This is a genomic window from Streptomyces sp. CB02261, from assembly GCF_001905665.1.
In the GTDB taxonomy this organism is placed as follows: Bacteria; Actinomycetota; Actinomycetes; order Streptomycetales; family Streptomycetaceae; genus Streptomyces.
On sequence record NZ_LIVX01000012.1, the window covers coordinates 60,687 to 81,205 of the forward strand.

General features: G+C 66.0%; 15 protein-coding genes and 1 pseudogene. 10 read left to right on the forward strand and 6 right to left on the reverse strand.

Annotated elements, in window-relative coordinates:
• Positions 1-456: 456 nt before the first annotated feature.
• From AMK29_RS36265 to AMK29_RS31205, 3 genes are all read left to right on the forward strand, one after another.
• On the forward strand, positions 457-606 hold the full coding sequence (locus tag AMK29_RS36265) for a hypothetical protein (protein ID WP_198942366.1): 150 nt from the start codon (positions 457-459) through the stop codon (positions 604-606).
• Positions 607-696: 90 nt separating this feature from the next.
• On the forward strand, positions 697-828 hold the full coding sequence (locus AMK29_RS37715) for a hypothetical protein (protein ID WP_274535654.1): 132 nt from the start codon (positions 697-699) through the stop codon (positions 826-828).
• A 13-nt stretch (positions 829-841) separates the two neighbouring features.
• The gene (locus AMK29_RS31205) at positions 842-1,228 is read left to right on the forward strand and encodes a DUF192 domain-containing protein (RefSeq protein WP_073819356.1); all 387 of its coding nucleotides are present in this window, start codon (positions 842-844) and stop codon (positions 1,226-1,228) included.
• Positions 1,229-1,290: 62 nt separating this feature from the next.
• Here the strand turns inward: AMK29_RS31205 and AMK29_RS31210 are convergent, their stop codons facing one another.
• From AMK29_RS31210 to AMK29_RS31225, 4 genes are all read right to left on the reverse strand, one after another.
• On the reverse strand, positions 1,291-1,623 hold the full coding sequence (locus tag AMK29_RS31210; protein ID WP_073819358.1) for a DUF6882 domain-containing protein: 333 nt from the start codon (positions 1,621-1,623) through the stop codon (positions 1,291-1,293).
• Between the two features lie 155 nt (positions 1,624-1,778).
• Complete coding sequence (locus tag AMK29_RS31215) at positions 1,779-2,504, reverse strand: IS5/IS1182 family transposase (RefSeq protein WP_073819360.1); 726 nt, start codon at positions 2,502-2,504, stop codon at positions 1,779-1,781.
• Between the two features lie 183 nt (positions 2,505-2,687).
• Positions 2,688-3,848 (reverse strand): NaeI family type II restriction endonuclease, encoded by a 1,161-nt coding sequence (locus AMK29_RS31220; protein WP_079197200.1) that lies wholly within the window; start codon positions 3,846-3,848, stop codon positions 2,688-2,690.
• Positions 3,849-3,911: 63 nt separating this feature from the next.
• The gene (locus AMK29_RS31225) at positions 3,912-5,117 is read right to left on the reverse strand and encodes a restriction endonuclease (RefSeq protein ID WP_073819364.1); all 1,206 of its coding nucleotides are present in this window, start codon (positions 5,115-5,117) and stop codon (positions 3,912-3,914) included.
• Between the two features lie 746 nt (positions 5,118-5,863).
• On the opposite strand from AMK29_RS31225, the gene AMK29_RS31230 reads away from it, so the two are divergent.
• The 3 genes from AMK29_RS31230 to AMK29_RS31235 are packed head-to-tail and all read left to right on the forward strand — an operon-like array spanning position 5,864 to position 14,206.
• A complete protein-coding gene (locus AMK29_RS31230; protein ID WP_073819366.1) occupies positions 5,864-7,879 on the forward strand; it encodes a hypothetical protein in 2,016 nt (671 codons plus the stop codon).
• A complete protein-coding gene (locus AMK29_RS36585) occupies positions 7,866-8,822 on the forward strand; it encodes a hypothetical protein (protein WP_158071365.1) in 957 nt (318 codons plus the stop codon). The genes AMK29_RS31230 and AMK29_RS36585 overlap by 14 nt, the downstream gene beginning before the upstream one ends.
• On the forward strand, positions 8,819-14,206 hold the full coding sequence (locus AMK29_RS31235; protein ID WP_073819368.1) for a DEAD/DEAH box helicase: 5,388 nt from the start codon (positions 8,819-8,821) through the stop codon (positions 14,204-14,206). The genes AMK29_RS36585 and AMK29_RS31235 overlap by 4 nt, the downstream gene beginning before the upstream one ends.
• A 64-nt stretch (positions 14,207-14,270) precedes the next feature.
• On the opposite strand, the pseudogene AMK29_RS31240 reads toward AMK29_RS31235, so the two are convergent.
• Positions 14,271-14,629: pseudogene (locus AMK29_RS31240) on the reverse strand (hypothetical protein).
• A 34-nt stretch (positions 14,630-14,663) separates the two neighbouring features.
• Positions 14,664-14,795 (reverse strand): hypothetical protein, encoded by a 132-nt coding sequence (locus AMK29_RS37720; protein ID WP_274535655.1) that lies wholly within the window; start codon positions 14,793-14,795, stop codon positions 14,664-14,666.
• Between the two features lie 930 nt (positions 14,796-15,725).
• Between AMK29_RS37720 and AMK29_RS31245 the strand changes: the two genes are divergently transcribed.
• The 4 genes from AMK29_RS31245 to AMK29_RS31265 all read left to right on the forward strand — a co-directional run bounded on the left by AMK29_RS31245 (position 15,726) and on the right by AMK29_RS31265 (position 20,513).
• Positions 15,726-16,331, forward strand: coding sequence for a dihydrofolate reductase family protein (locus AMK29_RS31245; protein ID WP_073819372.1), 606 nt, complete (start codon positions 15,726-15,728; stop codon positions 16,329-16,331).
• A 1,018-nt stretch (positions 16,332-17,349) separates the two neighbouring features.
• The gene (locus AMK29_RS31250; protein ID WP_073819374.1) at positions 17,350-17,817 is read left to right on the forward strand and encodes a DUF5959 family protein; all 468 of its coding nucleotides are present in this window, start codon (positions 17,350-17,352) and stop codon (positions 17,815-17,817) included.
• A gap of 486 nt (positions 17,818-18,303) precedes the next feature.
• A complete protein-coding gene (locus AMK29_RS31260; protein WP_073819375.1) occupies positions 18,304-19,452 on the forward strand; it encodes a ParA family protein in 1,149 nt (382 codons plus the stop codon).
• Complete coding sequence (locus AMK29_RS31265) at positions 19,449-20,513, forward strand: ParB/RepB/Spo0J family partition protein (RefSeq protein WP_073819378.1); 1,065 nt, start codon at positions 19,449-19,451, stop codon at positions 20,511-20,513. The genes AMK29_RS31260 and AMK29_RS31265 overlap by 4 nt, the downstream gene beginning before the upstream one ends.
• The last annotated feature ends 6 nt before the right edge of the window (positions 20,514-20,519 follow it).

Sequence of the window (20,519 nt, forward strand, 5' to 3'; positions counted from 1 at the left end):
GCAGTCCGCCCGGTCGACGTGCGAAGGACTCCCAGGCGGACGCCACTCACCATGCTGCCCCGATTCGGCCGAGACACTGTGAACGCGGCCGACACTGAGCCGAACGAGCAGCACACCGCGCGGAGGTGGTCGAGGCCGCCAGGATCCTCACCGCCGCCAAGCGGACATCGCCTGCGTTCAAGCAGGCCACGCTCGACTTCGCCGCCTCAAGGAAAGCCGCCGAGACCCACGCGGCGCACGCCGAGAGGACCGCCGCCGGTGCCAAAGACGCCCCGAGATGAGACACTGCGCGCGAGGAGCTCGTCAGTCATCGATACAGGCGATAATGCCCAACGGAAGCTGGAATGGGCCCTGCGCAGCCGGCTGGCCGACGCTATCCGCGACCGGGCACTGCTCCCGATGTGGTTCGTTACCGCCCTCGGCCCCGTGGCCCCCGCGCACAAGACACAGGAATGGATGGACCTCGCCACCCAGGTCATGGCCTATCGCATCACCTACGACGTCACCGACCAGGTCCTCGCGCTCGGCCCCCAGCCCGCGGCCCAAGGTCTGCGGCGCGATCAGTGGCACCGGAAGCTCTCTGCGGCCCTCAGTGGCTGGCATTAGAGGACAGGACGGATGCCAAGAGGTTGGGCCTGCAGGCAGTGGGACGGTCGGGGCCTACGCTGTCCGACGAGGGGTGGGATCGGCGGCGCCGTGTTCAAGGCCTGGGTCGACGCGGCCGGCGGTGACGTCATGGCCGCCGTGCAGAAGTGGCTGGTCGACAACGACCGGATCGAGCCCGGTACGCCGATCGTCGGCCTGACGATCCGTGCTTGGAAGCCCTAGTTAGGGTGGTCGCATGGCGGAGTGGCGAGACGGGGGCGGGCGGCTGCGCAGCGGGCTGGTGGAGGTCGAGTTGGAGGTGGCCTCCTCCTACCGGGCCCGGATGCGGGGGCTGCTCGGGCGGGACGGAGTCGACGGGGCGCTGCTGCTCACTCCGGCCGGCAGCATGCACACCTTCCGTATGCGGTTCGCGATCGACGTGGCCTACCTTGACCGCCGTCTCCGCGTCATCGCGATGACTACCATGCACCCCAACCGGCTTGGTCTGCCCCGGTTCTCTTCCCGCCACGTCCTGGAGGCCGAGGCCGGCGCCATGGGCGGCTGGGGTCTGCGTGTCGGAAGCGTGGTGGAGCTGTGGCAGGGCCCCGGCAGGCCGGTCCAGACATCTCGTAGCCAGGTGTGAGCTTGCCGTTTAACGTCCGGCGGTCAGTACCGGTTGCCTGGGAGTCCGTGCAACTGTCACTCTCACTCGGCAGCGAGCGCCAGGTCATGGATCATGAAGTGGAGTTGCACGTTGTCCATCGACTCCGCCCACAGTCCCTCGGCGTCGAGCACGGAGGCCGCGACCATCCGAGCCTCAGCGACGAGTTCGGGGTCGTTCTTGAAGCCTGGCCAAGGAAGGACGGGGTAGCCGTTCTCCTCGCCGAACTGCCGCACCCTCTCCATGTCGCCCAGGGCGGCGTGCGGGAGTGACTCGTTCGCCCAGGACCACAGATAGGTCTGCTGGGCAACGCTGACGCTGCCAATCACTGTGAGCCGGCCGGTGAGGAAAACCTTGCCGTCGCGCGACCGCGCCACGGCAGGTTTCGGCGTCCCCTACGAGGCCTGCACGGGATCGACGAGCGCGCGTCCCTGACCGAGCTCCCGGACGTCTACGCCATCCACCAGCAGGCCGTGGCCGCACTGCTGACCGCACGCTGACCGCTCCCTGCTTTTCGCCCAGTGAACCTCTTTCATCCTCCGTATCCGCAGATCCGGAGGGTGTGGACGGCGGCGACGATGCGTCCGATGCGGTTGGTCGAGCATCGGGCTCGACGAAGGAGGCGCCAGGTTTTCAGTTGTGCGAAGACGCGTTCGCCAGGGGCGCGTAGTCGGGCGTGGTCCCTGTTGTACTGCTGGTAGTGCTCGGGCAGTTCGTTGTGGTGGTAGTAGGGGGTACGGACGGTGGCGCCGGCGCCCTGGTTGGCGCGGTCGGCCAGGACGAGGATCTGTCGCGTGTGGCAGTTCTCGATCACGCCGTGAGCATGGGCAGCGGTCAGATCGTGAGTGCGTCCGGGCAGGGCCCGCGAGAACCACAAGGGTGTGCCGTCGGGTGCGGCGACGACCTGCACGTTCATGCTGTGCTTCTTGTGCTTCTGGGAGTAGTACGGTTCGTCCGCCACGACCCGTTCGGTGGGGATCAGAGTGCCGTCTCGGATCACGAAACCGTCCTCGCCTCGGCCGGTCAGGGCCTTGCGCAGGCGGGGCGCCCAGGCGGCGAGGCCGTCGACCGCCTCGTCCACGTACCGCCAGGCCGTCGCTTCGGAGACGCCGAACCCGGCGCTGAGCTGGGCGAGCGTCTCGTTCTTGCGCAGGTGGGCAAGGGCGGGTTGTGCCTGACGGAAGCAGCTCAACTTGCGCCAGCGAGTGCGGCGTTCACACCTTCGGGCCTCGATGAGCCATGAGACATGCTCGACCAGCTCGTGCCGGACATCGAGCGTGGAAGGATACGGAAGGAACGAAGCCCCCGGCCGTCGGCGTGTTGAGTGAGGTCACCACACCAACGACGAAGGGCTTCGCCACGTCACCGCCCCTGACCAGCCTGGTTCACCCGACAGCCCACGATGAAAGAGGCTCACTGCGGCTGTTTCATTTTGTTGAAATCATCCGGGCGGGAGGCTGGCGGCTCGTTCGACAGCCGCCTTTTCGGCTTTAACTACTGCCTGCTTGACGAACTCGGTATTTTCATCCGGGATGACGGAGCTGACCGAACCCTGAGCTGCCGCAGCTCTCGCAGCCTTCTGAGCCTTCTTTATAGCCTTTCGTTCCGCGGCGATCTGCTCGCTGAAGAACTTCCGGTATGCGAGGGATTCCTCTCTCCTGCCCGGCTCCAGAGCTGCCCGTCGCGCCGGAGAGGACCCGTCGGTTCGCAGGCAGACCCATTGGCTTGCGCTGGTGAGTTCTATTTTTCCGAGCCGCCATGCTCGCTCCCGGTGAGCCTTCCAGTGACCGTTAAGTACTTCGAAGCCCTCATCTTCCAGCTTCTTGCGAGTCTCTCCGCGAAATCTGCGTGCATCATCCACCTGCTGTCCGATGGATTCGATTGCGTGCCGGTAGATGATCATTCCTTCGCAGCGCTTGAAGAGCTCGTAGGCCCGCTCGTTGCCTCCCCGTGGCGCAATGATGGCATCACGATCCTGCTTGCGGAGACTCATGAGGAAATTATCCGGAAGCGGCGACTTCGGCGGGACGAGCCAGCGGATTTCGCTCATACCGCCAGGGCTCTGAATGGTCCGCTTCAGATCGCGGTTACCGCCTACAAGGATTTCAGGCCTGATGCGGAGAAGTCCGACAGCCATCTGACCTGATACGTCATCGCCGTGCACGAGCAGACAAATATGACCCACAGCTTGAGGCGGTATCTGCCAGCCTCCGAATGTGCGGGACCACTTGCAGTCGACGTCAACACCCATGACGTCGAAGTCCATGCCATGCTTTCCTTCGGCCAGGTCGCACTCCTGGCGCACGATATTCTCGATATTAACGCCCAGGTAGGCCTTTTCCTGATCATTGCACTGGTCCAGCGTCCAACGTCGTGTCCGGGGAGTGGCGATAACCTCGTCCGTGGCCCTCCGGATCATGACTCCCATCCGCTGAGCAACACTAGGCATGAAGAAGCTGAAGACAGTTTCCAGGTCCGGGTCATGCACACGGTTTCCTGAAGCAGGACTTCCGGATGCAGCTACCGCAGAAATTCCGGCTGCAGCAGCTGCCGCTTCGGGGTCTTCTGCTGGGGCCAGTCCGAAAATAAAATTCTCAGTCATCTAAAAGCATCCATAGCTGTTGAGCCGGTGAAGTGAGTCGGATCACAAAACGCGCTTTTGACGCTATGTCCCGGGAAAACTCTGCTCCAGCCACTGGCGGACAGCACTTACGGTCGTGCGGCCATTCTGGCGCAGCGCGTCAATAATGTCCCGCCCGGCGACGAGGACGATGGGGTGGCCGTCCTCGTAAACCTCTTCCTGCACCTGCCGGTGAAAGTAGGACGTGGTCACCAGAACACCGAAGTTGCGGTGCCTGATCCGCGAGATCAGCCGTGAAACTTCCCGCACGCCTACGGAGTTCCCTGTCCCATAGCATTTTGCTTCGAGTGCGAAGTCGATTGCGATGCGGCTGGAGGCAGGGCCAAGACCGTATGTGCCCACCGCGTCACGTCCGCCGTCCCGGCTGGGGCGTGTGACGTCCACTGCCCCCGTGTTCCGGGCGATCATCCGCCAGATGGCAACCGCGGAAGCCTCGAAGTCATGCTCACGGCCCCGGAAGTACTCCCTGATCTCTTCCAGCATGGCCGTTCCCACGGTGTCGTCCGGGAGCTGGTCGCTCTTGGAGCGGATGACGGTCGTCACCGGCGCCAGCAGCGGGCGGTACACCCGACCTTCGACCCAGGTATGCCAGGCATCCGGGCAGCCGCCGTCAACCGGGTCTCCCCCAGCGAGCAGGTGCTGAATCCAGCTGCGGGGGATCTGGTCGTGATCGAGGACGGTGAAGCGTGACCGGTAGTTCTGGAACCGCAGCCCCCCGGTCGCTCTCCAGATGGCAGCCAGCTCGTCGTCCGGTGTGAGAGTGGGGCCGCCAGGTGCCAGCAGGCCGCGGAAGCGCACAGAGAAACCTGGTGCTGCCTTCTCAAACAGGAAGAACGGGGGAACCGCCGCCCGTTCGGCTGCGGTTCCGTGTGATGCTGCGAACACGTCACGCAGCAGGACGTTTCCTGCTCGCGGTGTGCTGTGAAGGCTCTGTCCGGGCTTCTTGTTGTCGCCGTAGTACGTGAACGTCCCGGTCTCCACGTCCAGGTGGTCAGGCCAGTCGACCTCACCTCCGCTGGTGTAGAGCACAGCCAGCTTCACGGTCCCCTTGGCCGACGATCCGGCACACCGGAAGCCTCCCTGGTTCCCGACACCCTTTATAAGCTTGCAGATCGGGTCGTCCGCCTTGTTGCCCTTGGTACCGCCCGCGTAGAGCGCATCAACAGTCAGGTCCGCAGTCTCCAGCTCAGAGAACGCCACGTGCGGTTCAGGAGCGACAGGAACAGTCATGCCTCAAGATCTACCAGCCTGCTCTGACAGACTGGTTCGCCGGGCAGGGCGTCCCAGTGCACCAGGGTGTCCCTTGGCGTCTGCCCGGTGCCTGCCTCGGAGCCGGGAACCAGGGAATTCACCTTCATCTCGTGGGCAGCTGAGCAGACCTGCGGCTGGCTCACGCTGAACCCGTACCTGGCCCATGACTGCGAAACCCCGCCCACCCGTCCCGGATCCATGGTGCACCCGCCATGACCAGCCGCCGGCGCCTGCAAGGATTCCCGGTGCCGCCGGCGGCCGCTGCTGCGGGCGCCCTGCGCCTGCACCAGGACTGGAACAACGGCCTCCTCACCCAGGCGGTGCGCACCGCTGACAACCGGCCCCTCAGCCTCCCCCGGGCTGCAGGCATCAAAATCTGGAAGCACACCGCTGCGGGGTACGGCAGGCAGAGGCAAAATGCTTGCTCCTGCGGGCCGTCGCGCTAACGGCACGCGGCTGTGTCGTCCTGGCTGACGGGCGGGGCCGGCTGGCCTGCCCAGATCTTGGGCGCTGCGGGGACCCCGGACCGGAACGCTTATTGAGAGTTGCGCCGTCTGGGCGCCAACGGTGAAACTTAAGTGATAGTTGTGTGAGGCACTGTCTGCTGGGCAGCGCGATGATCTGATGCCTGGGGGCTGTCGTGGGCACATTCTCTTCTGCTGTGCTGGCCTGGCCAGCGGCGCTCTGCGCACCCAAGTCGGCTGCTCCGGCAACGAGGTAAGCCCGTGAGCCTGCAGTTCACCCAGGTATGGCAGACCTACCAGTGGTGGCAGCACCGCCTCGAGCAGGAGTTCTTCAGCGAGAGCCGTGCCGGCACTCCGGTTCTCTTCTTCCTCGGCGAGCCGGAGATGCTGGCCCTGCGCGGCTCTGCACCGGTAGAACCGCTCGACTCTGCTGTCAGTGCCGTGCTTGCCTGGCACGGTGACCCGTACGAACCGGTTGCCGAGCGCTGCGCTGCCTGGAAGCGGACGCAGAGAACAGACCCTCCCCCGTGCCTGCCCCTGCTGGGCTCCGCCGTCCTGGCCGCAGCCAACATGCGGCGGACGACGCCTGGACCGGGTGCGCCGGCATACTACGCACGTCTCGCAGAAGTACTGCGGCCCCCATGGGGAGGCCAGCTCCACGAGCAGCGGCTGAAGCACTACTACCGGACGGTAGCCGACCTGTGGAACGAACTGCACACCTGGCTCGGAGAAATGGACGGGGCCCGCGGACTGAGCACCATCAGACCGAATCCGGCCCGCAGCAAGATCGGCTATGCGCAGTCACAGGCACTGGTCAGGGCATCAGACCACGCAGCTCTGACACGGTTCTTCAAGATCTCGGCTGAGGTCACCCCGGACCGGAAAGTTGATGGTGCACGCCTGCTGCAGGATCTCGCCGCCTGGAGCCGCCGGCACCCCCAGGGCCTGTCCGGAGAACTGCGCCTGGCTCTTGAGTCTGATGCCGACCGGCGCCTTCTTGAGCCGCTGTTAACCTCACTCGCTGAGAGCTGGGACGGCACGGTCTCACCGGGCTTTGCCGACGGCCTGCGCCTGGTACCGCTGCGCCTGGTGCTCGAGGACGGTTTCACCGGCTGGGAAGCCGGCTGGCACGCCGACGTCGTACCCGGCGTCACACAGGACCTGCTGGAGCACCCAGGCGGACACGTGCAGCTCTCAGCCGGGACAGGAAGCAGTGCATACGAGCTGTCCGGCGACGTACCCGAGCCCGCGTCCGCCCTCCGTGAAGGCTTCACGGCGAAGGGAAGCACCGCAGCCCTGCGCGTCCCCGGCGGCCGGCCCCTGCTGGCCCTGCGGGAAGATCCCGTGGCGGGCGGCTGGACAGAAACAGACATGCTCTCCGTCTACGAGCCGTATATCTTTCTCTTCCGCCCCTCCGGCGAGCAGCAGCTCAAGACCCTCATAACAGAGGCCGGACAGCAGTGGTACCTCCCTGAACAGGGGCCCCTGCCCGGCTGGCAGGTCACCTCCGCGGTCGAGTTCACGGATGAGTCAGCACTCACTGATGCCCTGGCACAGGCCGGTACCGGCCATGTCCGCTACGCGGGAGGGCCCCGCCTGAGCCTGCGCAACGGACTGCGCACAAGATCAGAATGGGGGCTGAGGACACAGTTCATGCTGGGCGGCGAGCCCGACCTTGTGGTACCGGAGGCGGTGCAGGACAAGGCGCTTGTCACCCTGGACGGCCAGCCGCTGGACGTTCCCCCAGGCCACCCTGCTGTTGTCTCTCTGCGCGACAGAGGCCTGACGCCCGGAAAACATGTGCTTGCTGCTGACAGTGCCCAACTCGTCTTCCACCTCGAAGAATTCGCTGCTCCCAGACCCCTGGATCCCCCCAGTACGGAGCAGGCGCCCGCTGGCACCGTGGTCGTGCCGCTGACCGGCGACGCTCGCTTCCTCACGGCGCAGGGCAGGTTCTCCCTCATCGGCCGACCCCAGGAACCGCCGTGGTGGCGACAGCACGCGCCCGGTCTGTGCGGCAGGGGAACAGCCAGGGTTCCCGTCCCGGCTGACGCAGTGTGGCTGGTCGTCCTGCCCGCACAGGGCGCACCAGCTGTAACACTCATGCGTAGTGCCGAGCCCGAGATAGGCGTACTGAGCCGGGCAGCCAGGGAGTTCTGGGCTCAGGTCCTGCTCGATGACCAGGCGGGCCATGCCCACGCAGCTCTCTGGCAGCGCTACCGGCAGGCCGTGCTGACCCAGAACTCCCAGGGAAGGTTCAGGCGTGTTCGACCCTGACGTCTTTGTCGTGTGGGCGGCCCACCAGCGATCGGGCCGCCTGGCATCACTGGTGCGGGATGCTGCCTGGGCGAGCGGCACGGACTCAAAAAGCGCGACCCGCTGGATCAGCCGGCTGGAGAGTCTGGGCCTGCTGTCCGTCGACTGGATCCAGGGGCGGTGGAGTGCGCTCCCCTGCCAGATCACCAGTCTGCCGGACGGCACACAGACCGCCGTGCTGACAGGCACCAGGCCCTTTGACCCCGGGCTGTGCCGCGAGGCAGGAGCGGTAACCGGGCAGGCTGGTCCGGCGGTAGACGGTATTCCCCTGCCGGCCGCCGTGTGGTTTGCGTACACCTCGGCCTCCCAGCTGCACAAATGGGCTGCCTCGCTGGGTACGGAGGTGACACCCTGCGCTGCAGAGGCACGTGCCCGCAAGCTCGCTCACTTCGAACCAGGCCCTGGCGCAGCACCACCAGCACGAAACAGCGCCGCAGAACGGCTCAATCCCGCGACGGGAAAGTTCGAGGCCGTCGATCTTTCACGCAACCAGCCCCTGCCCGGCCTGTACAAGTACCAGCTGTACGGGAGTCTGCCCCGCTACCTTCTGCTGCGCAGGCCCGTACGGCAGACACGGCAGGCTCCACATACACCTGCCCTGTCCGGACCGGGCACCTGGCACACCGTGGGCCGCCGGGAAGGAATCCACGCCGCCCTCCCTGCCACCGTGTTCCCCCTGCGCTGGACTGCCAGCCCGCAATCTGGCGGCAGAGGCAGAAGAACGCTGGGATGCCTGACCGCCAGCTGGCAAGCCCCGCTGCCGCTGGCGCAGGAGACCACCGCGGTCCTGTGCACAGGCCTGGCCGGGACCCGCACCGCACAAGGGGACTGCTACGACGGCGTCCCGCAGCACATAGCCGAACGCATCGCTTTTTCCCTGCGTCGCAGCCTGGAGATTTCATGAGCACACCCGCCCCCGGTCTGGATGCCTTCGCGGCCCACCATGCCCTGCGCGAGGCCTACTTGCGGTACTACGACACCGCTTTCCGTGTGCGCGATGACGCGCTGCAAGCTGAGCGCCGCTCGCTGCTGGACCGCGCGGGCGGTGTCTTCGCGGACCCATTCATCGAACTGCGCGCTGAGTACGCGCTGACTGGGCGTTCCCTGGCCCAGTCGGCACAACTCGCCGGAGCCCCCGCTGAACTGGCTGCCTTCACTGAACGCGGCCTGTTCGATCCGGGCATGGAGCTCTATACCCATCAGGAGCGCACGCTTGCCTGCACCAGGACAGGCGGGCAGAACGCGGTGGTCACAGCCGGCACCGGATCAGGGAAGACCGAAGCTTTCCTGCTGCCGGTTCTGGCCGACCTGCTGCGGGAATCTCAGGGATGGAAGCCCGCCCCGGCACCGCACTGCCCCTGGTGGGAACGCGCCTCAGCGCAATACCAGCCCCAGCGCCAGGGCGAGCAGGGGCGGACTGCAGCCGTACGCGCCATGATTCTTTACCCCATGAACGCACTGGTCGACGACCAGCTGGTACGTCTCAGGCGCGCCCTGGACAGTGACAGGGTCCGCTCCTGGCTGGACAGCCACCGGCACGGCCACCGCTTCTATTTCGGCCGGTTCACCGGAAGCACCCCCGTTACCGGCACGTCCCACCAGAAGTCCGCCGTCGACGAGCTGCGTGCCTATCTCAAAGCCACTGCGGCACGCGGTGAACGGGCCAGGGAGGCCGCTGACGAAGGCAAGGACAGCAATCTGCGCTACTTCGCCCCGCGTCTGGACGGAGCAGAGATGCGCAGCAGGTGGGACATGTACGACGCACCCCCGGACATCCTCATCACCAACTACTCGATGCTGAACGTCATGCTGCAGCGCAGCCGTGATGAGGACTTCTTTCTCAGCACCCAGCAGTGGCTCGACTCATCCGAGGACGCACGGTTCACGCTCGTGCTCGACGAGCTGCACATGTACCGCGGCACGCAGGGCACAGAGATCGCCTACCTGATCCGCAACCTGCTGCACCGGCTCGGGCTGAGCGGACGGCCCGACAAGCTCCGGATCCTGGCGGCGTCAGCATCGCTGGATGAAAAGCGCACACAGGACCGGGCATTCCTGAGGGACTTCTTCGCCCGCGATGAGAACTCCTTTCACTTCATCCCCGGTGAACCCGCGCCACGCACCAGTGGTCCGGCCGACATCTCCGCCAGCGCACCGCAGCTCGCGAAGGCCGCTTCCAGGTCTCTGACCCCGCAGGAAGCCTCACAGCTGCTGGCCGCTACCGGCGCGGCCCACGCCATGGCCGACGTTCTCGCTGCCGGCACCGGAACCACAGCCTCGCCCTCCCAGCCGGCCTCCGCCCTGGCCCGCAAACTCTTCCCCGCAAGCAGCCAGGACGAAGCCGACCAGGCGCTGCGGGGAACCGCTGCGGCCATCCGAACCGCAGCGGCAGAGAAGACCACCTCGCTGCCCAAGATCCGCATCCACCTCTTCTTCCGCAATGTGGCCGGCATGTGGACCTGCAGTGACCCGGCCTGCCCCGCAGTCCCGCGTGACTTCCAGTCGCCAGGACGCACGACCGGCAAGGTCTACGCCGTTCCCCGGCCGTCCTGCGAATGCGGCGCCCGCGTCCTGGAACTGCTCTACTGCCAGTCGTGCGGCGAGGCGATGCTCGGCGGTTACGCCCCCCGCAGTGACATGAACGCCAAGCTGTTCAACTCCGTCCTGCTGCCCGACAGCCCCGACCTGTCCCGCGTCCCCGACCAGTCAGGCAGGGACCGCACCGCCGCCAACTACGTCGTTTACTGGCCCTCCACCCAGCCCCAGCGCGCCGACGACGACGCCCGCTGGACCGGCGGGAACGGCAGTGTCCGCTTCACATTCCGGCGCAGCATCTACGACCCTGCCAGCGGCCTCCTGCGCAACAAGGACGCCGGCGCAACAGGCTGGAGCTTCCACGTCACCAGCCCCGTGGACAAGACCACCGGACAGCCCAGGCTCGACGTATCCCAGCTGTCCCCTTTCCCGACCAAGAGCCCTTGCTGCGGAGCGGACTGGGAGCGTCGCTACGATAAGGAGTCCCGGCACCGGCCTATCACCGACCCCGTCCGTCTCACCTCACCCGTACGGACCATGCGGACCGGTTTCGAGAAGATCAACCAGGTCCTCTCAGATGAATTGGCGGAACAGTTCACAGACCGCCGCGAACGCAAGCTGATCGTCTTCACCGACAGCCGTCAGGATGCAGCCAAACTCTCGGCAGGGATGGCACTGCGCCACTACCAGGACCTCGTCCGCCTCCTGGCCCTCGACGAACTGCGCGCTACTGCCGTCTCCGCTGATGATGTTGCAGCGGTCAGAGCCCAGCTGTCCGGGCAGAAGTCCGCCGCAATTGACGACGCGATCGCCCGTCTTCGCAAGCGCAGCAAGCAGGACTTTGATGCCCTGCGCGGGGCGATTTTCGATCAAGATGAGGATGCGGTGCAGGCCGTCACCGAGCGGATTACCGCCCCTCCCACCCTGGAATCCCTCGCAAAGGTTCAGGTCAACGCGCGACTGCTCGCCCTGGGCGTCAATCCGGCCGGCCCGAAGCCCAGTGTCCAGTCGATCGGGCAGCTGGACTGGCATGAACTGTTTGACTGGACGCAGAAGCCGCCATCTCTGACCGCAGGCACCTCAGCAGCCCAGCAAGCGGCACTTCTTTCCGAAGACGGGCTGCTGGAGAACACCATCGAGGCCCTCTTCTCCGGTGCGGGACGCGATGTGGAGTCCCTGGGCCTGGGGGCGATCACAGTGGCAAGACCCGCGCCAGACGCCGACGGGCTGGGACAGGCCAGCCTGCGCATCCTCGCCGAACTACGCCGGTTCTTCCACATGCGCAGCGATGAGCGCATCACGCCGCCGCCCCGGCTCAGAGACTTCTGGAAGAGTGTCGCCGCGCACCGGGGAACGGACTACGACGATGTCCAGCACAACGCCGAGAGCGCCTGGGGCGATGCCGTCACTTCCGGCTATGTCATTGACCCCCGCAAGGTAGCTGTCCGCTGCGCACCCGGCGAGGTGTGGCAGTGCCCCACCTGTGCCCGACGGCATCTCACCCCCAGTGCGGGCACCTGCACCCGCTGCCGCAGTGAACTCCCCCTCCAGCCATCACAGCTGACCGCTCCCGAAGAAAGCGACTACTACGCCTGGAAGGCTTCCAGCGAACGGGCAGCCTTCCGGCTCAACTGTGCTGAACTCACCGGGCAGACGGGACGCATCGAGGCCCAGGCCCGCCAGGCACGCTTCCAGCACGTCTTCCTGAGCGATCCCCCCGAAATCCCGCTCGTCCATGAGGTCGACCTGCTGTCGGTCACCACAACGATGGAAGCCGGTGTGGACATCGGCCCGCTGTCTGCCGTGCTGATGGCCAACATGCCTCCCAGCCGGTTCAACTACCAACAGCGCGTAGGCCGCGCCGGGCGGCGCTCCTCACCAGTCGCCGTGGCCCTGACGGTCTGCCGCGGACGCAGCCACGACGAGCACTACTTCGCCGACCCGTCGGCCATCACCACCGACCCCACTCCCGCGCCATATCTCGCCCTCGAACGCCCGGAAATCCTCAAACGGGCCATGGCGGCCGAAATCCTGCGCCAGTCCTTCCGCAGCCTCGATGACCATGGAGGAACGGGAAGTGTACACGGAGAGTTCGGCCTGGCTCAGGACTGGGCAGCCGCGCTGCCCGACGTCCGCAAGTGGATCAGCCAGCAGCACAAACTGCTGTCGCAGACCGCGCAGGCACTGACGGCCTTCACCCCACTGCAGCCCGGCCAGATCTTTAACGACGGCTGGACGGAGCAGCTGCTGCGTGACATCACTGACACTGCCGCAAGCCCCACAGGCTCCGTGCAGCTTGCGGAGCGGCTGGCACATGCTGGCATCCTCCCCATGTTCGGGTTCCCCACCAGAGTCCGCCAGCTCTACCTGGAGGAGCCCAGGCACAAGTACCCGTGGCCTCCAGACGCAGCCATCGACCGCGACATCGCCATGGCTGTCTCACAGTTCGCACCCGGCGGTGAGATCGTGAAGGACGGAACGGTGTACACGGTCACCGGAGTGACCGAGTTCGAACCGCTCCCTCAGGGGCCGCAGCCCATTGCAGAACCACTGGAAAACCCCCGCACCGTGGGCCTGTGCCGGGTATGCAACCACGTCGAAGAGCATCCCTCCCAGCAGGGCCCCTGCCCGGTATGTCTGGCCGAGGACTACAGCATCGTCGACCTGCGCGAACCAGCCGGATTCCGCTCCAGCGAATCCCGTGACTTCGACGGCGTCTTCGCCTGGACGCCCAACACCGTCTCCTCTCGCGCTGCCACCAACCTGTCTGAACTTGGTTTCACGCCCTGGCGGAGCGCACACGTCCTGGCCGGTCCCGGCAAACGCTACGTAGTCAACGACAACAACGGAGAGCTTTTCTCTCTGCGGCGGGCCCCGGGCCGCTGGGGCGGCTACCTGGCCGAGGGCGCCTCAGGCCCAAGCTACGGTGAACCCGTCCATGTCGCGCTCGGCGCCGTACTGCCCACTGACTTCCTCTTCTTCGGTCCGGCATCCAGCCTCGACCGGGGCAACGGCTATCGCCTCAACCTCACCCACGCCGCCCCCGCCTACGGCGCCGACATCAGCGAGGGCAGAAGAGCCGCCTGGTACTCCCTGGCGTTCCTGCTCCGCAGCGCCGCTGCCAGCTACCTTGACGTCGCCCGCCAGGAACTCCTCGCCGGCATCCACCCCGGCGCCCACCACGACGGTCACGTCGTCTACGCCTTCCTCGCCGACGCACTGGAAAACGGCGCAGGGTTCAGCACACACCTGGGAAGTCCGGGCATCATCGACGCCTATATGAAGGCCACCGACACATTCCTGAACGAGCTGAAGGAGGAGGAGCATGCCAGCGTATGCACCTCCTCGTGTCCGCGCTGCCTGCGTGACTACTCCAACATGGCCCACCATCCTCTGCTCGACTGGCGCCTGGCAGGGGACCTCCTGGCCGTTCTCTCCGGCAGCCCCCTTACGCCCTCCCGCATCCGCGCCCGCGCATCGCTGGCCATCCTCAGGACGCTATTCAAGGGCGACTACCCCTATGAAGACACGCCTCTGCTGACGTTCAGTACCCAATCCGGGCGTCGACGCCACGCAGTAGTGGCCAAGCACCCGCTGCAGGCGTGCGAAGCCGACCTCCTCAGCGCGGATCTGCAGCCCGCTCTGGATACAGCCCTGGCATACACCCAGGACGCAGGCCGGGTGGTCGTCGCAGACTGGTTCACACTGGAGAAGAGCCCCATGCAGGTCATTGAGCGTCTGCGAGCCACGTGACCCAGGCAGCGTGTGCCGGAACGGCGCTCCGGCAAGGCTAGGCGGTGTTTTAGAACGCGCTGACCTAGCTGTTTGGCCGTCCGGGGAAGTCTCGGGCGGCCATCCAGATGGTGAGGTCACGGGCGATGTCGTTGATGCCGGTCGCCGTGGTGACCTCGTGCTCGTTGCGGGTGGTGTCACGGCGGACGATCTCGTAGCCGCCCTCGTCCAGGACGGCCACTGAAGCGAACCAGACGGGGTCGTCCTCGTCGGGCTGAACGACGACGAAGGTGTTGTCGGAGTCGTTGAGGTCGCTGATCAGCATGAACAGCGCGTCCTCGGAGGGGTCGTCGATGCGGTCGCCGTTCTCGCTGCCGGCGCCGTAGTACTGAGCCCCCATCGTGGTCTCTCCCTCACCCTGTCGGCCCTGGTCGCGGTCAGCATGGCATGAGGAACCGACAGCCCAGGCCGGTCATAATCATTCGCCAATCGCGGCGATCAGGACGGTGGCCTCGAAGCGGACGGCGAGTTTGCGGGCCCGCGCGGTCGTGGAACTCACACCCCACTCCCCCGCCGAACTCCCTGCCGTCGGCCTGCGAACCCAGGTCATCAGCAGGTGCTGCTCGCCTCGCTCGGCATTACGCGGCCCCCGCGCCTGTCAAGCGGAGCCGGGAGGATGTGGGCGCATAGCCGCGAGCCGCTGCCCAGTACTGCGCCCGAGGGGGTCCCCTCGACGTACCGCGCAGCCACACTGAAGAGGGCGACGGCGAACCCTGCGGCTCGGCGCCTGGATCAGCCAGCAGCGGGCCAAGACCGGGAAACTGTCGGTCCAACGGGTAGAGGAGCTGTCGGCCCTGGACATGCGCTGGTCGTAGACGAACGGACTCAAGCACGCTCCGCGGGCGGACCGGTGGCTAATGAGCTCTGCATTCTCGCTTCAGTGAAAGGTTGAACGCGGTGACCGCCTCTCGGGCGACGCTCAGCCTGCACAGCCCTGTCGGCGGCTCCCGCTGGCGGTAGCCGGGCACCCCCACACCGGGCATCGTCGCCGAGTGGTGGCAGGGCCGGACGCCGTGCCGATGGTATGCCGTTGCCAAACTTGTGGTGGGCTCCCCAACTGGGAGCCCACCACAAGTGACCTCGCTCCGGACTCTAATCCGGCAATTGGGCAATCGACGACGAAAAGCGACGCGTAGAATGGGCCCTAGAATCGCCGAACTCGGCACGCCTGGTATGGATCGACCTGCGACCAGCCAGGAGGCCCGCACGTGGCCTCTCGTGGCGTTTTGAGCTCTTGGTCAGGTCGTCGGTTACGGGAAACGGGTGTCTTTCGCGCGGCTGTGGCTGACCGTTTCAGTTGGCCCCGCTCGTTGTGCCTGCCCGGGTGAGGGTGACGGTCGGCCCGGGCCGCCCGCGGCTGGCGCCCCGCCGGTCTGCTCGGCCGCAGCGTCATGGGTTTCTCGTTACTTCACGGCGCGGTCGATGAGTTTGTGGCTGCCGACCAGTCCAAGCTCGTGACACCCCAGGAAAGGACGCCGCCATGTCGGAGCTTCTCGTTGACTTCATCACCTCCCTCGACGGCTACGCATCGGGAGAGGGATGGCCCGGGTTCTGGGGCCTCGAGGGACCGGAGTACCTCGCATGGCTCGGCGAGCAGCCCGACGCCACCTACCTGATGGGAGCGAACACCTACCGCCTTATGTCGGGCTTCGCTGAAGGCCAGGTCCCCAATGGGCAAGACGAGTTCAGGCCCGAAGAAGAGGCCTCCGTCGACGAGCTCACGCAAGCGTCCAAAGTGGTGTTCTCCTCCTCGCTCGAGGAGCCGCTGGCGTGGGCCAACTCCACGCTCGTCCGCGATGACGCCGTCGAGGCGGTCCGCGCCATGAAGTCGAATGGCTCGGGACTCCTCAGCACGATCGGCAGCCTCAGCCTGAGCCGGTCCCTGCTACGAGCCGGACTCGTCGACCGCTTCCGGGTCGTAATGTTCCCGGTGATCACCGGGAGCACGGGCGAAGAACGCATCTACGACGGCTATCCAGACGTTGCCCTCGAGATGATCGAGCACCGCACCTTCGACGGCTGTATCCAGCTGGTCGAATACAAGCCCCGCGTGCTCGATCATCCGCCGCTCGGCGTCCCTGCGTGAAGTCGCCCCGTCCGCCGGTCTGGACAGCCGCCAGGCCGGCGCCGTCGGGTGCGGAGTAAGACCAAATTGGGGGGCCAGACAACATCATGGCGCCGAGCCTTCGCTGGTCAGCCCACGTAGGCCGCTCCCAGGCCGCAGTCTCCCCCAAGTCCGGCGTCCAGCCCATCTCATTCACGGCAACCCGGCCCGTCCGCGCACTTCTTCGGCTGCCCGTACACAGCCCGGGGCCTCCACTGCTCGGGCGTCACCACCTGGGTGGTCGGCAAGACGATGATGCGCATTCCCTGCCTTATGGGATTGGGGTCAAGTGGCGGCCCGTACCTGTCGGGCGACCCCGCGGAGGACAGTGTCGTCGCGGCGACGCAGACACGAGTTACGGAACAGGCCCTCGGCGCGTTCGCCCCAGACCTCTACCGGCAGTCCGAACACGGCTGATGAGCTCTTCGTGGATAAGGGCCGTGTGAGTCAGCCGGCAGTCGTCGTGCCCGCCCACTGTCGTGCTGACTCACACGGGCCGGACGCCGTGGCCCGGGCTGCGCTCCACGAAGCGGCCACGTGACCACAGATCTCCAACGGGCATGCCTCCGCTCTGTGCACAGGTGCGTGCACAGGATGTCGCCGAGGACCGAAGCAGAGCACCCATCGAGAGGGACCGCGCTTCGTCGACATTTGGTCGTGAGACATGATTCGGGGCAGGGCAGAAGTAGCGCTGGACCAGCTGGCACGGTATTGGGACGCGTTCAGGAAGCTGGCGATCAAGGATCCTGGCCGAGGCGCGGCGGAGCAGGGTCGCCTGAGCCGAATAGTGCCGATGACCCCATAGGCCCCAGCGAAGCAGCAGCTCGACTCCGTGTCACGTCAAAAGCCAGGCCGCCGGCGCGCCTCCAGGCGCCCCTCCCCCGCCGAACGAACCGCCGTCGAGACCCAGCGGCTGCTTGAGACTCCTAACGAAGCACACTCCGGCACCAGTTCGCGACCTGTGCATGATGATCGGGAACGCCGGGGGTTGGGAGGGCACGTGGACGAGGGCGAGAGCCTGGACCTGATCTGCCTTGTCGACCCGGACAGCAGCCTCCGGGTACGCATTCTTGGGCGGAACAAGCCCGGGAACGCGCCGTACAACGACTACCTTGATGCCGAGCTCATCATCACGAGCGCCTTCGTCAGCGGGCGCCTTGGGCTGTGCTTGTCACCGGAAGTCATGGACGACTGGTCAACGGCCCTGAACGAGCTCCCCGCCAGAGAGGGCATCCGCTGGACGGTCATGGGCGACACCGAGATCCTCATTGACATCGACAGGCGATTCTCGGTGGCCCGTCCCATCGTCACGGTGGACGACGGTGGCGAGTCCGGGGTTTCGGTCCGCGTCGCCCTGGATCCGGGAGACGGCTGGTTGGACGAGCTGCGTGAGCAGCTCGGACGGGTCAGACGGACGTGGCCGAACGAGGTGGTTATGACGCTTCGGTCAAGGGACTACTGGCAGTGAGAAAGGCTTCGTGGATGTCGTCTCGTATCCCCCAACGGATCCGCGGGCGCCAGATCCCATGCAGGTGAGCGAAGCACATTCCACGACCCAGCGGTGGGTGCCCAGTCCGGAGGCACGTTCGGTGCCGCGGAGGGCGATCAGCGGCTTCACGCCAAAGTCCCAGACCGGGGGCACGGTGCTTGTCGCGATCGTAGCCGCGGTCCCGCGACAACCACGCCCGGGCAGCGCCGGGACCGGCCGCGTTGTCCCGCATTGCTGCTCGGCCTGCCGGCTGGGCGCGCCACTCGCCCGTGCGCTGAAGGCTCTGCATAGCCCAAGCGTGAGTCGTGACCCGCGGACGGCAAAGACTCCTCACCCGACCTTGGTAACGCGCCTGGCGGTTCAAGCCCCGCGTGCAGTGATACCGAAATGACGGATACCTCCTGGTGACACGCTGCATGACCTGCCGTCACACACCTCCACGGCAGAAGTTAGTAAGCTGACCTCATGGTCACTCCAAACCCCAGTGGAGACAGAGAGAAGGTCGTCTCCAAGCTGCCGTCCTGGCTTCGTCAGGACTTGAAGGTTCGCGCCGCCGAACTTGGCGTCGACATCCAGGACGCCGCGTCTGAGGGAATCTCGGCGTGGCACTCGGCCGACGCCGACTACTCCCCCATCGACACGGCCGGCTCAACGTCGTTCTCCACCTGGCTCCCGCCCGGGCAGTGGGACGAGCTCAAGAGCACGTGCAACGAGCGAGGTATCCCGTTCGTACAGGGCCTTGCTCAGTCCATTCAGTTGTGGCTGGACACGCATCCCTCCCCCAGGCACCGCCCGGTCACCGGTATCGCACAGCGAAAGATCGTCATCAACCAGAAGGGCGGCGTGGGAAAGACGGCTGTCGCCGCAGGCATCGCCTCCGCCCTGGCTGAGGACGGGATGTCCGTCCTCCTGGTCGACTACGACCCGCAGGGACACCTCAGCGATCAGCTCGGGGTAGGGCAGATCGCTCCTGGAGCAGACAGCCTTGTGCTGCACATGTGCGGGGAGGCGAGAGGCAACCTGCGAGACCTTGTGGTCACCATCGAGGAGCCCCGGTTCGGCAAGCGCCTGCACGTGCTGCCCGCCTGTCCCGACGGCTTCCTCCTCGACGCCAAGATCGCTGTCGCCCGGATGCGAAACAAGGAGGCCGCGCTGGAACGTGCCCTTGAGCCGCTGGAGAAGGACTTCGACGCCATCGTCGTCGATTGTCCGCCCAGCTTGGGCATGGCCACCGACGCGGCCATCTATTACGGCCGCCGCCGCCAGGGTGAAGGCGAGGGGATCTCCGGGATGGTCATCCCGGTGCTCGCTGAAGACTCATCAGCAACCGCTTACGCCATGCTGGCAGACCAGATCGAGTCTCTGCGAGACGACCTCAGCCTGGACATCGAGTATCTCGGCCTGGTCGTCAACCTCTACGACAGCCGACGCGGCTTCGTCGCGACCTCCTCCCTGCAGGAATGGCGTGAGCTTGGCGACCCGCGCGTCCTTGCTGTCATCGGTGACCTGAAAGAGCAGCGGGAGGCCGTGCGCATGCACCGTCCCCTGCTGGCGTACGCGCCGCACAGCGATCAGTCGGAGATCATGCGGCAGATCGCCAGGGAGATCTCATGAGCAAGCGAGACCAGCTCGGGGCATCTTCGTCTTTCGCTCGCGCGAGCCAGGCACGCAGTGTGCGACGGCAGCTGACCGATGCCGCTTTCGGCGGAGACCCGACCGTATTGGACCTGGCCCTCATCAGCGGTAACCCCGACAACCCGCGGGAAGCCCTGGGCGATGTATCCGGTATGGCCTCCAGTCTCCTGGAAGTGGGCCAGATCCAGGCAATCACTGTCGCGTCCGTCGAGGCCTATCTCCGTGACCGGCCTGAGCGAGCCTCAGAGCTGGAACCCGGTGCCGAGTACGTCGTCATCGACGGCCACCGCCGCTTGGCCGGCGCCAAAGAGGCAAACCTCACTTCGATCAAGGTCACCGTCGACGACGCCCGCGTCTCCACCGACGAGGTCCTGCTGGAGTCCGCCTTCGTCGCCAACGCTCAGCGGGAGAATCTCTCCGACCTGGAGGAGGCTCAAGCCCTCAAGACGCTGGTCAAGTTCTACGGCTCTCAGCACAAGGCCGCAAAGCGTCTCGGCGTAAGTCAGCCGTACATCTCGCAACGCCTGTCTCTCCTCGAGCTCGAACCGCAGCTGCAGGCCGACCTCGAAGCGGGACTGCGGAAGGTCGAGCACGTTCGCGGACTTGGCAAGCTCTCCCCTGCCGAGCAGCGCGCTACGGCAGACGCCAGAGCCAGGCAGGCCCAGGAGAACCGACAGAGGCGCAATCCCCCGGCCTCCCCCGCCGCACCCCTGAACGCTGGTGGCAACGCCGCAACCACCAACGAACAGATCAACCGCTTCGGAACAGAGCAGCCGAACAGTGATAACGGCGTTATCGCCGGCTCGAGCCTGGACAACTCCGCTGAGGCAGGGCCTCACACTGATTACGGCGTTATCGACGGACACCTGGTGGCATCCACGGAGCGACCCGACACAGCTCCAGCAGCGGCAGACCGAGACGGTGCGAATGCTGCATCCAGTCTTCCGTGGCATAACCCCCAGGCCCTCAACCGACTGGCACGCCAGCACATGTCCCATGAGGACCGCCAAACTCTGGCGAAGCTGCTCACTGAGGACTGACGCCGA